This window comes from Dyadobacter bucti (genome assembly GCF_005869225.1).
Classification (GTDB): domain Bacteria; phylum Bacteroidota; class Bacteroidia; order Cytophagales; family Spirosomataceae; genus Dyadobacter; species Dyadobacter bucti.
This window is the reverse complement of the sequence record NZ_SWFP01000004.1, coordinates 185,886-198,596: the sequence shown is the minus strand read 5'-3', so window position 1 is coordinate 198,596 and position 12,711 is coordinate 185,886. Positions and strand designations below refer to the sequence as shown.

The following is a 12,711-nucleotide window of genomic DNA, read 5'->3' as shown; positions in this document are numbered from 1 at the left end:
TTACTCACCAACAAAGCAATCATTTCACACTCCAGGGCCAGAATACATGCATAGTAATATTTACTCAGGAAAAATAAACTTTTCTTGTAGATTGTAGAGTACCTCAAAATATAGTGCGGACGTATTTTCCTTTATTTCCCAAACATCAAAAACTGAATTTTGAGTTTTTTTTGATGTGCGGGTTTTGCCCGTCCAATTATTTTTCTCCATCAATGTATATTCATCATTAACAGAAATCACCTTGTACGCTTTCTCAGTGCTGCTACCATCTCCGCTTGCCTCAATTGCGCGAATAAGAACGGCGGCCATCTCTCTTGTAAGCTCCGCCTTGTCAGTTTGGTTACTTTGCTTGTAGCAATACCCTAATCCCAATAACAAGTAAAGATTGACCGGATTTTCCTTGAAGAGCTCTTCTCCTACGGAAATGGCTTTTCGTAAACGACCTTTTTTAACAAGGGGCGTGAACTCCGTCATTGCTTTAAAGTCGAAGGTTTTATAGTTCGGTGCGTAAAGATTACCGTAATAAAGGTTAATCCCTTTTTCCATTGAAAAGTACTGCGGTTGGCTGACAAACTCCGCGATCAGCTTTGGATAATGATATTGATGAGCAGTGTCCCGGATGGCAATTTTGATGCGATCTATATCAACCTCCTGCCCCTGACAAATCTTAAAAGCGAAAATCAGGAGGGCCAGTAATTTTACGTGAAGCATATACATCTATTTCCTGTAAAAGTACGGCGGATTTAAAATCTATCATTGACTATGTCCTGATTCAATTATGGTTTTATAAAAAGTGAGAGCCGAATTCCGCCCTCACTTTCGATTTATCCACTTCTGCTGTTATACTTAATAACAGTGAGTTACTAAAATCAGGCCGGGAATTTCGGAACACAAAAAGGCAGCCCGGAATCGGACTGCCTTTCGAAATACCCTCCACAATTGGCACCGCGTTGAACGGCGAATTAATTTCACAAAAAGCATGCCGCAAAAAAGGAGGCCCTGAAACAAAGCCTCCTGATTAGTTAATACAGAGCATTTGTCTTTACGATGTTTAAATCCCGTACACGGCAAGCTTTTTCACGGGAATGTCGGGCTTGTCAGAAGTGACACTGAATTTGAGGCGGTCGGTTTCCAGATTTTCAAGTTGCTGAATCCGTCTGCGCCCCACGCTGCTACCTGTTGCTACCGGTGTCCATTTGCCGTTTGTCCAGGCTTCCAGCTTGTAGGAGCTGATGTGCTGGCCTTTGGAAATATCCTCCTCCATTTCAAACCATCCCAGTTTTGTCTTCCCCCGTAAATCGACGATCGTTTCCTTTTCCGCGCTGACGGAATGCATGGCTTTCACTTCCCTGGAAAACATAGTCTCTATTTGCTTGCCGAAGTCGGCCAGGCGTTGCGTTTCTGCGGGCACGATCAATCCACTGGTATCGGGTGTCATATTGATCAGGAGGTTGGCGCCCCGACCAATTGATTCCAGATAAACCTTGGTCAGAAAGTCCACACTCCTCAGTGTCTTGTCAGAATCTGGATACCAGAACCATCTGTCACGGGTATGAATGTTTGCCTCGGCGGGCAGCCACCCCGTATTTTCAGGCCCCACCCAATTATCGGCCCAGGTTTCCTTCCCTACGCTATTCCACAGCGGATAAGATGCCCATCCCTGTTCACTTCCCGACCAACGCACATCGGGCCTTGTACCGCCGAACACCACCGCCTGAGGCTGGAGACTGCGCACCATTGTTTTAATCGCATCTCCATAGCCGGATCCATTGCGCTCCATCGTTTTGGCATTCATTACATCCCAGCCAAAAGGGTCGTAAGCACCATCAAACCAGATATAATCAATTTCGCCGTAGTTGCTGAGAAGCTCCTGAAGCTGTGTAATGAACTTAGGGAAATACGCATCCACATCCCCAACGACCTTGCGTTTTCCCATCGGGTCGGGAGTACTTGTGCAATTCTCATTTTTGTCCCCACCCGAAATGTAAAGGCCCGGCTTGACCCCGTACTTCCTGCAGGCAGCCACAAATTCAGCCACTACATCCCCCTTACCATCTTTCCAGGGCGAGCTTTTTACAGAGTAGTCGGTTGTCTTCGTCGGCCACAGGCAGAAACCGTTATGGTGTTTGGCGGTGAGTACAACGTGCTTTGCTCCAAAAGATGCAGCGGTTTTAACCCACTGCTCGGCGTCTAACCGGGTGGGGTTGAAAACGTCGGCCTTTGGCACCGTCATCATATTGGACGCAACATAAGTAGCAGGACCGAAGTGGATAAATGCCCCCAGCTGACGTTGCTGAAATTCGAGCTGCTGCCTGGAAGGTACGTCCTCATCGATCGAAGGATTTCTGCCTCCTGCTGAACTCTGTTGGTCGGGAGCAATCAGCACGGGCGTCCAGTTGCCTTCATGTTTCGGCGGTTTTTCGGCAGCGGTTGGTTTGATAAAAAAGTGTTCAAAAAGCTGCTTCGGGGTACCTTTGTACGTTGCCCACTGGAGGTCTCCGGCGGTAGTCTGATCGCTCCCGGTGAAGTACAAAATCGTCTGCCCGCCGTAGTAGCACAATTCCACATCGGATGCATTGCTCTCGGGAACTCCGGGGTCCAGCAGCGGGATGTTGCGTATCGACGGGTCAAAAGTTACGAAAGGACGGTTTGCCGGAGCGTCTTCCCAGGTGACGAGGTCTTTCGAACGCGTGATTCTCGTTTCATACCCTTTTTTGAGGTCTTCCAGATACAATGTGTAATACCATCCGCCTTCATAATAAAGGGCCGGGCCTCCAACGTATTTTTCTTTTCCATAGATAGCTTCCGGAATTCCTTTCCAATGCACCAGGTCATCTGACTCCACATACCTGAAAGTGAACGCCTTCCAGCGGGGATCATCGGTTTCATAAAGCAGGACAAATTTATCTTTGCCCCGGCATACGGCGGTATTGAAAAAATGCTCCTTTTCGTGCGCCTTCAGCACGGTCACAGGCTTGGTCCAGTTTTTCAGGTCGGAGGAACTGGTCATGGTAATTTCTGTCATCCGGCGCCAGGGTTTCCCGTCACCGTAGCTTCCGGCAAATACATAGACCTGGTTGTTGTGCACCAGCACGGTACCAAAACCGTGATTTTTTAACGGAACCGAAACCAGCTTGCCCGACTTCACTTCCCGTATCCTGATCTCGTCGTCGTGAAAGTGGTCGCCCGGCTTCGCGCCTTTTACATCCCAGAACCGTTGATTATTTTCGAGAACGTACAGCTGGTCTTTAAACACAAAAGGAGAAGTTTCCACAAGTGGTGAGCCCATCCGACCTTGTTTCACGATTGGATTGGTCCAGCTATCCTGAGCGAAAATTCCGGGGGTCATCAGTACGACGAACAACAGGACGCGCGCAATGGTCGACCAGCGAATCCTTATTTTATATTTTGTATTTCTCCGATACATAAACTGATAGATTAGATATTACAATGCGATGGGAATGATGCCAGCCTAAAAAAGTAAAACAAAAACACGTTTTTTATTAAAGGCTTTTAGTGTTCGCTTCTATCAGATTTATATCCTTTTTTACATTCCCCCGAGTAAGCAATAAGTTACAAAAGCTCGCAGTTTGAGCTGTACTTCTAACCGGGGGATGGAGTTTACGTGATGGGTGTCAGATAGGGAAAGGTCGATCGCAAGCAAGGGCACACCATATCGCCTCAGCGCAGGCAAGAATGAATACCCATCAAAAATGCCGGGCTGAGTGCGAGTGGTAAATTTTTAATTCATATCAATCCGTTTCAGGTTGCGGATAACTGCGGTTAGCCACGGTTGTCGGCTGATAATCTGGTATCCTCCTTTTCTCCTGCGTCCTCTTCGGGAGAAGTCTTTTTAGCATTTTCAGCTGGGTCATTGGGAAGGGACCCCGTTTCTTCTGACCCCGCTTTTGCATATGTTCCGTCCCTATCGTTGTCGTAAACTTCATTTACGTTTTTTATGCCCCGTCTCTCATTTTCATGATGCTTTTTCATGATTCATCTATTTAAGTGAATTTAGAGGACACTTATAGAAATCCCGTGCCAGAGATATTCAGATCGCAGATCAGACAGCGACGAAGTCGTATTGACTAAGTGAAAATTGCTAAAATCTCATGTATCATTTCATAATCTGTACCTTCCTGACAGTCACCCCAGCGCTGGTTTCGATCCTGATAATGTATGCGCCGGGGGACAGGTTTTTGATATCAATCTGTTCTTTCTCCCTGAAGGCGCCGATTTCCCGGGTCAGTAAATTTTTTCCGTCGGTACCCAACACCGACAGCCTGCCTGGTTGTCCGATTGTATTTACAGCCGGTTTGAATTCCAGTTCGCGACTGGCCGGATTGGGATATACGGACAGTTCGTGTGCTGCCGGTACGAGCATCCGTATCATTTTGCTCAATGCAAAGTCACCGTCGACCTCGATGGATTTGAGGCGGTAATAGTTATTACCCGGGGCGGGTGTGGTATGTACGAGCCCGTACTGCACCTGCCCGTTGGCGGCAGTCCGTCCGATCGGCGAAAAGCTTTTTGCGTCGGTGCTGTGTTCTACCACATATTCGGCCATTTCCACTTCTTCCTGAACTTTCCATTTAAGTTGGACCTTACTGTTTTCAACCATTCCCCCAAAATCAATAAGCTTCACAGGTAATGCATCCTGCGCTGCGAGCCGGGCAATCCCATACATACCGGTCAGCCAGAAACCCTCGTTCTTATCCACCTGAAAATCCATATTGAAATTGAAATATGGCAACGGATCCGCCGCTTTTTCCCAGGCATTGTTAACGAACTTCCAGATCTGCGACTCCCTACCCGAAGTCATCGCATAGATTGCTCCCTGAGGCGAGAGCGATATACTCGCAATCCTGCGGTCAAAAGGCGAGTTGTTCGCGTCAAAAGACTTCCAGGTTGTTCCGTCAAAACAAGCAAGAGAGTACTGATTCCCGACTGAGCTTTGTAATACCCATACCGTGCCGTCCGGCTGGATTTCGAGCCGCATAGGATATTCTTTCAGCAACGGATTATTGGTCATGTCAATTTGCTGCGTGTCGTCCGGGTTATTGAGGTCCATTACCCTGATCTCGAAGGGCGCTGTACCGTCTTGCAAAATGATCCATGCCTTGTTTTCATGCACACGAAGTTGTGAGATGACCTTGTTATCCGGGAAACGTTTCAAAAACGTAAGACCATTGGTTGTTTCTTTCCAAATATCATGGGCCGACCAGTGAAGTTTGTATTCCGGGTTAAAATCATTAACATAATCGTATAAATAAAAACGGTTAATCTCCGCCTCTTCGGAAGGAACCTCGTTCTTCAACTTCACAGACCAGAATGAATTGTTGCTTCCCTGGCTAAGAATATGGACGTTTCCGGCTTTGTCTGTCCGTATAGAAGGCTGCAAACCTACGCCGATCATCCCGTTCGTACCGGCGCGGTCAAAACTTTCGAATAAAAGTGATTTCTGGTTGAGTTTGATAAAGCCATGCCCCACTGCCGCCGTCCACAAATAATCGCTGGTCAGGGTCATTTCTGGAAAACTCCTGCCAAACACATCCTGGTTGACGCTGCTGAGGTAGGTAAGTCCCTGCGGCACATTGTCTGTACCACTTTTAAATCTGAATGTCATATCGGCCAGCTTAAAATCTTTGTATTCAGGATCAAAGCTCATGCTCCTGTCTTGCAGCCGGAAGTACAACTCCGAATTGGCCGGCAGGTTTTGGATCACGTCCGTTATACTTCCGCCGGCCCAGGTGTAATTCTGGTCGAAAATCGGGTTTTTAAAATCTGGGTTGTCAGCCACTGATATATGAGTGGATGATTCATAGCTTGCCTGATACATGAACGGGAACGTTCGCGGAACGTTTTCCAGATTAAGCGGGATAGGCGCAAAAAGATCAGCCATGTGAATAGCAGGATTGGCTGCCAGATAGGAAAGCTTTGACCATTGGCCCTTTTTATCACCATTTACAGCCCTTACCCGCCAGCGAAATCCACCCTTGGGAGGAAAGAATACGTAGGAATTGCTTCCGTTGAAGATAGTCTCCGGTGCACCGTATTGAAAATTGACGTCGTTCCAGGAGGTAATATGGATCTGGTGAACGGTGGCACCGTATGCAGGCGCAAACTGCAGGGTAACCGGCCTGTTAGCCACTACAAAGGAATTCGGCGCAGCATCGAAAGGCCTTGGGATGTCGGGCTGACTGGTATCAATCTGTATCCTGGCCGTATTCGACCAAGGCGATTCGCCAAAGGCATTCACCGCCCTTACGCGAACGTAATATACGCCCCCATACGCCATATTATGCAGATAAAGGCCATTGTAACCCGAGCGCTCAGTAGTATCTATGGCAAAGTCGGGTACGGGGGAGCAGTTGATCTCGTAAGACTGTGCGGCCATTGAGGCAGGCCAGGTATAAAAATGGCCTCTGGCTGCGGTCAGATCGCCGGAAAGAGTTGGTGCCGTGGGTGTGGTGCTGACTTTTGCGAACGTATTCGTAGCGTGGTCCATCATTACAGCCCTCACGGCGGGAAGCACATTGTAACTGCTCCCACAACTGCTCATGAAACTACCCATACCTGTGACTTCCAATGCTTTGTCGTAGCATGATCCCTCCACGGATGAACAATAATCAAGCGCGCCGCCCGGCCATTCGCAGCTGCTGGTGTGCATCGACCCGAAATTGTGCCCGAGCTCGTGGAGAAACGTATCAACATATTCGAGGGGTGATACATTGAACCTGCCCCCTATTTGGGCAATACCGGTAGCTCCGCCCGTCACCGTTTTGGTGTAGAAATAAACTCTTTTGTCAAAACCTGTCCCGTCGTTGTTCCGATTGATCAAGATATTGAAAAGCGCGAAGATATTGTTCTGCCCAGCATAAGGATCAGGTTCGCTGTCCTTAAAAACCCTGATCTGGGTTATGACCAGCTTTACACCGATCTCAGCCCCGAAAAAAGCGGAGGCTCTCTCCACGCTCCGGTATATCGCCGAGATGATGCTTGACGTGTCGCGGTCGTATTTGATATAGGTTTCGGAATCAATATCGACCGCTATCCGGCAAACCCTTGTTTCGGGAGCTGAAGTGCGGGCACGATACTTGGCGAGTAATTGCGGCAGCTTCTGAAGTTTCTCCGCGACCTCGGCGGGGCGGTCTCCGTCAATTGTACCGCAAGTGAAAGATTCTTTCTGCGCATAAGATGCGCTTCCAATAAACAAACTCAATACAACGAGTTTGAGAAGGGTAAATGTTCTGATCATGAGAGGGATGATTAAAATATTTCGGGCCAAAAGCGAAGCAGGATGTACATCCGGTAGCGTAAACCCGATGCAAGTTAATTACGATTATCCGTTGCTATGTAACCTTTCGCCTATATTTTAAATGCTGGTGAACGAATACCAGACATTATAGACCTGTGAATTTCAAAACATTCTCCATATCCTGAGTTTTAAATGCTCTTCCTAATGGAATAATCTGTCCCATCTACAGGTGCATTTTGTTATGTGAAATTCTGTTCAGATGGGCTGTCCACAAGACCTGTCAAGAACCTTTTTGTATATTTGAGATCCTTGTGAATCAGTGTATTGAACCAAAGATGATGATCGATGAAATTTGATAAATATTTCCCGACCGAGCGACTGCGACCCTACGTTAAATATTTTGTAGTGTCGGAGAATGAACTGGGAGGCGAGTATAAGGTCTTCTCATCATCGGGATTGGTAATCGGATTTCAGTACAAAGGTCGGCTTGCAGCAATCGAAGGAGGGACAGAAATTAGCCTCGCTACGGCCGGTATTACCGGGATTTCAGATAGCTACAAGATATTTAAAAACTACCCTGATATTGGGACAATACTGGTTTATCTGACAGAAATTGGATTTCCGCACTTTGCATCGCCCCCGGCCGATGAATTGTTCAACCGCAGCTTGTCCCTAGATGATATTTTTGGCAGAAACCATATCAATGCAATCCAGGAGAGACTGGCGCTTGCAGAAACAGACAGACAGCGGATAAGTGTTGTTGAGCAGTTTTTATTTTCTCAGCTTAGAGATCAAAATCCAGATCATTTAATTGCGGAAGCAGTAAAGCTTATCTGTCAGAGTAAAGGGACGATCCGAATACAGGAGCTCAACGACAGGCTTTTCATCAGCCCAAGTCCGCTTGAAAAAAGATTTAGAAAAATCGTTGGTACAACGCCCAAAAAGTTTGCATCCATTGTTCGCTTTAATACAGTTCTCGAGAGTTTGGACAGTGCCAGATCCCTCACCGAAATCGGTTACGAGAACCAATATTTCGACCAGGCCCATTTCACAAAAGACTTCAAACAATTCACGGGTGAAACGCCTGAAGATTTTAAGCGTTCGTTGTAATACTGATCAAATTGCTATTCCACTCCCGCCAACCACTCTGATCCCTCCGTCGAATTTTTTCCAAAACCGGATATAGCGATATGTGGCCTCAAATGCTACCTCATTATACTTCCCTTTCAATGTCATGGTCAAGGTGATGACTGCCATATCATCAATAATGTTCAGGTTTTCAATCACGGGCGCCAGCTCATCGATCTTTAACACCCCATCCCGATAGGTTTTCAAATCAACCTCCTTTGTAATCACTTCCCCACTGGGAATGATAAACAACAAATCCTTATGCAGTAATTCGTCCAGCATGGATACATTACCATCTTTGATCGCCTTACAAAGTTTGTTCTCTTGTTCAAGGACGAGGTCCTCCGTTAGTTTCTTGTCCATTATCTTTTTGTCTCAGTTGATTACCCTGGCCTCACAAATGTAGATTACAAATTGTATAGTCCCGAATGTCGGAAAAACGATTTTTTACAATTACCGGGAATTTCATTCCTGCACATTTGCAACGGAATCCTATCCCATATGCGGCAGTAATCTCATCTTAACATAGCAATTGGCTGCTGCAATGCGGAGCATTTCGGAGACCGTAATTCAAGAAATCGTTTGATCAAAGCAAATCAGAAAAACAAAATGTTTTCATTGGAACAAATTCAAGAAGCCCACAGCAAAGTTCAATCAGGTGCCGACTTCCCTGCTTACATCCAGGACATTAAAAAATTGGGTGTGACCTGTTATGAAACCGTTGTATCGGACGGTCATACAAACTATTACGGGTCGAATGGTTATTTAGTAACTTCAGCTGTAAAGCATGAAACGCTTACAATAGCCGGTCGATGTGATAGTGAGCAGTTTAAAGCAGAATTAAGAAGCCATCAGCAAGGCAAAACCAGTTACCCTGCATTCATTAAAACATGTGCAAGTACGGGCGTCGAAAGATGGAAGGTCTGCCTGGAGAAGATGAACTGTATTTACTACGATAAAACAGGAAATGAAATTCTGGTGGAAGAAATCCCTCAATGAATGCGGACCGGCCCTTTGCTATCGTTCACATCAACAGGAAGTCCCTCTGGTTTATTGCTACCCTGCCTTTGTAGTCTGAATGTTTTCATAAATGAATTTTTACCTCCGCCGGATTTTAATGTATCTTATTTGATCTGAAAAATCAGCCTGTACCTGCACGACAACTTTGGAAGTGCGATTGTTGCTCAGATTACACTTCACGGGCATGGTTATGTTAGAGACCCGGATAACCTGTGTGCAGTTTCGCATGCTGACTTTCAGCATCTGAAATTCACTTTGCAGGTTTTCCAATTTAATCTTCATTAAAATGAGCCAGTTCAAAGTTAAAGTTTTGTCCTTCGAGCAAATACACGAATTGCCCGGATCCTGGGAAAAAAGTGATCTGATCAACCTGCTGAATGCGATGGATTATGATAATCCCGGCGAGATCAAAGATGCGGAATTGAAGGAAATGTGTATGATGTCGCTCACCGATTTCGAGCCGGAAGAAGCCGCGAAAATAGTACTGGATTACACCATTGCCGACCGGTTGACGGAGGGGCAGATCAACAATCTTTCACACGAGATTTTGAGTGAAAAACTATGGGAAGAATATCCAGAGCTGCATTTGCACCCCGATTTGTTCCGGTCCACACAACTGCTTTATGATGCATTCAACGGCAAATTTCCGCGTGCGGAAGCGGTCCGGTTCAGCATTGAAGTGGAAGGAGATGTGAGCATTTTCGAAGAAAATCCGGAAGCCCCTATCGTGAGGATACTCGCCGCCGGGATGTCCGACAGAAGTTTGATTCACCGCCTGTTTTCTGATCAGCTTGCTGGTGAGAAATTTGAGGAGGCAAAGGATATACTCTGGCAACTGAATGTGGTTTCCAAGAGCGCGAACGCCGTCACTTTTGACATAGTAAGCTCGACTTACTGGCTGGAAGAAATCAAGTACGCAGACAGCTTTGAGGCCGAGTCACACGCCGATGCAGCTGCGGAAGAAGATGCCGAAAAATGAGGATTGAGAACTGCGTTTCGGATTTAACCACAGATTTATGAAAATTTTAATATATGCCGATTTGCAGCCCCGGTACCTGGAAGAGCTGGTCAAGCAATTGCCAAAGGATGCGGAATGTGTTTTGAGGGACGATTTGTCGGAGGCCGAACTAAAGAGCGCGGTTGCATCCTCAGAAATCGTGATCGGCAACCTGCCGGTTGAGATGGCGGAAAATTTACCTGCCTCTCTCAAGTTCTGGCAGTTGGAACAGGTGGGTTTTGAGAATTATAAAGATGTCAAATTCAAAGGTACGGTGGCGAACGTCGGGGATATGTCAGCCGCCGCTTGTGCTGAAACGATCGTGGCCGGTATACTGGGCTTTTACCGGGGCGTGCATTTGATGGTGCGAAACCAGTTGAAGCAGCGCTGGGTTGGAGAAAAAGCAGAGCAGGAACTTTCCATATTAGGTGAGAAAAACGTGATTATACTCGGTTCAGGCGCCATTGGCGAGCATGTTGAGCAGATATTGAAAGCGTTTGGTTGCAGCGTGAAAATGACCGCCAAGAGCGATCCGGAGGCAGATATTCATTCCTTTAAAGACCTGTTGAAGGAACTGGCGGAAACCGATCTCGTTGTGAACACCCTGCCCGGTAATCTGGATAAATACGTTTCCGCTGAATTCTTTGATGCGATGAAAAAGGGATCGCTTTACGCCAATGTCGGACGCGGGAACACCACTGACGAAACTGAACTGGTCCAGGCACTGGAAAGCGGAAAACTGGCGGGCGCGGTACTGGATGTGACCGAAAAAGAGCCGCTGCCGAAGAACAGAAAGTTGTGGAAAATGGAAAATGTAATCCTTACCCAGCACACAGGCGCGGCCCATAAGGAGCGCGATCGGGATAAAGTGAAAAAGTTTGCCGAAAATGTGAAGCAGTTTCTGAAAGGAGCTAAGTTAAAGGATGAAGTAAAGCTCTCGGAAGGGTATTGACACCGGTTTTTTAAAATTGAACGATTCAGTCAGGTTGCAAGTGATATGTGCCTGGCACGGTATTGGAAGCGATGCCGTACAAACAAACAAATAAATAGAAACCAACATGGCAACAAGTGAAAGTGTAAATGGGCTTATAGGCGATCTGATAGAAATCAACAATGACCGGGTAGCCGGCTTTGAGAAAGTGATTGAAGACATTAACGACGAAAACGTAGATTTGAAAAGCGTTTTTGCAGAGTATGCCCAGCAAAGCCGTAAAAATGTACAGGAGCTTTCGGCGATCGCAGGCTCTGCCCCGCACCTGGAAGACGATAAAAGCGTGAGCGGCACGCTCCACCGCGTATGGATAGACGTAAAGTCGCTGTTCGGTGGTAGTGACCGGGCTAGCATACTGTCAGAAGCCGAACGTGGTGAAGATGCTATTAAAAAAGCCTATCAGGATGCATTGAATAACAATGAACTTCCATTCGAGGCGCGGGAAATTGTCAGTAGCCAGGCACAGTTAATCAATGCGGCACACGACAGGATCAAAGCATTACGTGACACAGCGAAGGCTTAACTATGTGAATAAATACGGGAAAGCTGCTCTACAAAGGGGCAGCTTTTTTTAATGTATCTCCTTAGTAAATTGAGTCAGACGTGTTCATCCCTGGAATCTGACGAACCTACCACCTGACGCTTGTCTAATTTTCGCGCCATTTCAGCTTTCAACCCGTCTGCCATTTAAGTAATACACGGCGCTATCAGCTGGATAGTGGAATGCATGACAACACTTGTCTACCAGGATCGTCTTTGTACCCACAAAGAGCTGAGGACCCATCCAGGTTCAAAAATGAAAATCGGAAGCTATTTTTCTTTAACAAACCTCATTTTTCCATCTGGCGAACATTTTTCGATTTCTAGGTTTGTTTCTTGCAAGTCCAGGTTCCACGTTGAACATTCTATACACATAGGAATAGGGCCGTCTTTAGGAAAGTCGGCGTGAAATTCAATTTTTAGCGGCCTTCCGTTAATGTTCAAAGTGGTCGGGCCACAATACAGAAGTGATCCTTCGGAATTGACTGGTTCGCCATAGTTGCTAAAATACAGGAAAGAGTGATTCCCAGGCTGGACATCCTGCCACAGGGTTGTCCCGTTTTCTGTAACCTGCATGGAAGTTAGTCTCCATTTACCAACCAGCTCACCGGGAACATTCTTAATCTCTTTATCCTTGCACGCATTCAAAGACAATAGTAGCAGAAGAGTAGCTGCAAATAATCTCATAACCAAGGGATTTAGTTTGTTTAGCTGACACAAATGTAACCGCTTTGGTTGCCATTATTTACAAACTCTTTTGTCTTTTCTCCCATCTGA

General features: G+C 46.4%; 11 protein-coding genes. 5 read left to right on the top strand and 6 right to left on the bottom strand.

Annotation, left to right across the window (positions count from 1 at the left end; translation table 11 throughout):
- Positions 1–60: 60 nt before the first annotated feature.
- The 4 genes from FBF61_RS14780 to FBF61_RS14765 form a co-directional block, all read right to left on the bottom strand.
- Positions 61–711, bottom strand: coding sequence for a DUF4919 domain-containing protein (locus FBF61_RS14780; RefSeq protein ID WP_166444534.1), 651 nt, complete (start codon positions 709–711; stop codon positions 61–63).
- 340 nt (positions 712–1,051) lie between these two features.
- The gene (locus FBF61_RS14775) at positions 1,052–3,427 is read right to left on the bottom strand and encodes an alpha-L-fucosidase (protein ID WP_138478471.1); all 2,376 of its coding nucleotides are present in this window, start codon (positions 3,425–3,427) and stop codon (positions 1,052–1,054) included.
- Between the two features lie 356 nt (positions 3,428–3,783).
- Positions 3,784–3,993, bottom strand: a complete 210-nt coding sequence (locus tag FBF61_RS14770; RefSeq protein WP_138478469.1) for a hypothetical protein — start codon at positions 3,991–3,993, stop codon at positions 3,784–3,786.
- A 124-nt stretch (positions 3,994–4,117) separates the two neighbouring features.
- Positions 4,118–7,258: a M12 family metallo-peptidase gene (locus FBF61_RS14765; RefSeq protein ID WP_138478466.1), complete on the bottom strand. Its 3,141-nt coding sequence runs from the start codon at positions 7,256–7,258 to the stop codon at positions 4,118–4,120.
- Positions 7,259–7,603: 345 nt separating this feature from the next.
- On the opposite strand from FBF61_RS14765, the gene FBF61_RS14760 reads away from it, so the two are divergent.
- A complete protein-coding gene (locus tag FBF61_RS14760) occupies positions 7,604–8,368 on the top strand; it encodes a helix-turn-helix domain-containing protein (RefSeq protein ID WP_138478464.1) in 765 nt (254 codons plus the stop codon).
- A gap of 6 nt (positions 8,369–8,374) precedes the next feature.
- On the opposite strand, the gene FBF61_RS14755 is transcribed toward FBF61_RS14760, so the two are convergent.
- Positions 8,375–8,749, bottom strand: coding sequence for a nuclear transport factor 2 family protein (locus tag FBF61_RS14755; RefSeq protein WP_138478461.1), 375 nt, complete (start codon positions 8,747–8,749; stop codon positions 8,375–8,377).
- Between the two features lie 219 nt (positions 8,750–8,968).
- On the opposite strand from FBF61_RS14755, the gene FBF61_RS14750 reads away from it, so the two are divergent.
- The 4 genes from FBF61_RS14750 (at position 8,969) to FBF61_RS14730 (ending at position 11,917) form a co-directional block, all read left to right on the top strand.
- Positions 8,969–9,385, top strand: a complete 417-nt coding sequence (locus FBF61_RS14750; RefSeq protein WP_229215058.1) for a DUF1398 domain-containing protein — start codon at positions 8,969–8,971, stop codon at positions 9,383–9,385.
- A 307-nt stretch (positions 9,386–9,692) separates the two neighbouring features.
- Positions 9,693–10,385, top strand: coding sequence for a hypothetical protein (locus FBF61_RS14740; protein WP_138478458.1), 693 nt, complete (start codon positions 9,693–9,695; stop codon positions 10,383–10,385).
- 37 nt (positions 10,386–10,422) lie between these two features.
- A complete protein-coding gene (locus FBF61_RS14735; protein ID WP_138478455.1) occupies positions 10,423–11,355 on the top strand; it encodes a D-2-hydroxyacid dehydrogenase in 933 nt (310 codons plus the stop codon).
- A gap of 106 nt (positions 11,356–11,461) precedes the next feature.
- Positions 11,462–11,917, top strand: coding sequence for a ferritin-like domain-containing protein (locus tag FBF61_RS14730; protein ID WP_138478453.1), 456 nt, complete (start codon positions 11,462–11,464; stop codon positions 11,915–11,917).
- A 287-nt stretch (positions 11,918–12,204) separates the two neighbouring features.
- Here the strand turns inward: FBF61_RS14730 and FBF61_RS14725 are convergent, their stop codons facing one another.
- Positions 12,205–12,621 carry a hypothetical protein gene (locus FBF61_RS14725; RefSeq protein ID WP_138478451.1) on the bottom strand — a complete coding sequence of 139 codons (417 nt, stop codon included), beginning with the start codon at positions 12,619–12,621 and terminating at the stop codon, positions 12,205–12,207.
- Positions 12,622–12,711: the final 90 nt, after the last annotated feature.

What these genes read in the sequence shown, in the direction of transcription:
- FBF61_RS14780 (WP_166444534.1), bottom strand. Translation starts at nt 711, where the DNA reads ATGCTTCACGTAAAATTACTGGCCCTCCTGATTTTCGCTTTTAAGATT.
- FBF61_RS14775 (WP_138478471.1), bottom strand. Translation starts at nt 3,427, where the DNA reads ATGTATCGGAGAAATACAAAATATAAAATAAGGATTCGCTGGTCGACC.
- FBF61_RS14770 (WP_138478469.1), bottom strand. Translation starts at nt 3,993, where the DNA reads ATGAAAAAGCATCATGAAAATGAGAGACGGGGCATAAAAAACGTAAAT.
- FBF61_RS14765 (WP_138478466.1), bottom strand. Translation starts at nt 7,258, where the DNA reads ATGATCAGAACATTTACCCTTCTCAAACTCGTTGTATTGAGTTTGTTT.
- FBF61_RS14760 (WP_138478464.1), top strand. Translation starts at nt 7,604, where the DNA reads ATGAAATTTGATAAATATTTCCCGACCGAGCGACTGCGACCCTACGTT.
- FBF61_RS14755 (WP_138478461.1), bottom strand. Translation starts at nt 8,749, where the DNA reads ATGGACAAGAAACTAACGGAGGACCTCGTCCTTGAACAAGAGAACAAA.
- FBF61_RS14740 (WP_138478458.1), top strand. Translation starts at nt 9,693, where the DNA reads ATGAGCCAGTTCAAAGTTAAAGTTTTGTCCTTCGAGCAAATACACGAA.
- FBF61_RS14735 (WP_138478455.1), top strand. Translation starts at nt 10,423, where the DNA reads ATGAAAATTTTAATATATGCCGATTTGCAGCCCCGGTACCTGGAAGAG.
- FBF61_RS14730 (WP_138478453.1), top strand. Translation starts at nt 11,462, where the DNA reads ATGGCAACAAGTGAAAGTGTAAATGGGCTTATAGGCGATCTGATAGAA.
- FBF61_RS14725 (WP_138478451.1), bottom strand. Translation starts at nt 12,621, where the DNA reads ATGAGATTATTTGCAGCTACTCTTCTGCTACTATTGTCTTTGAATGCG.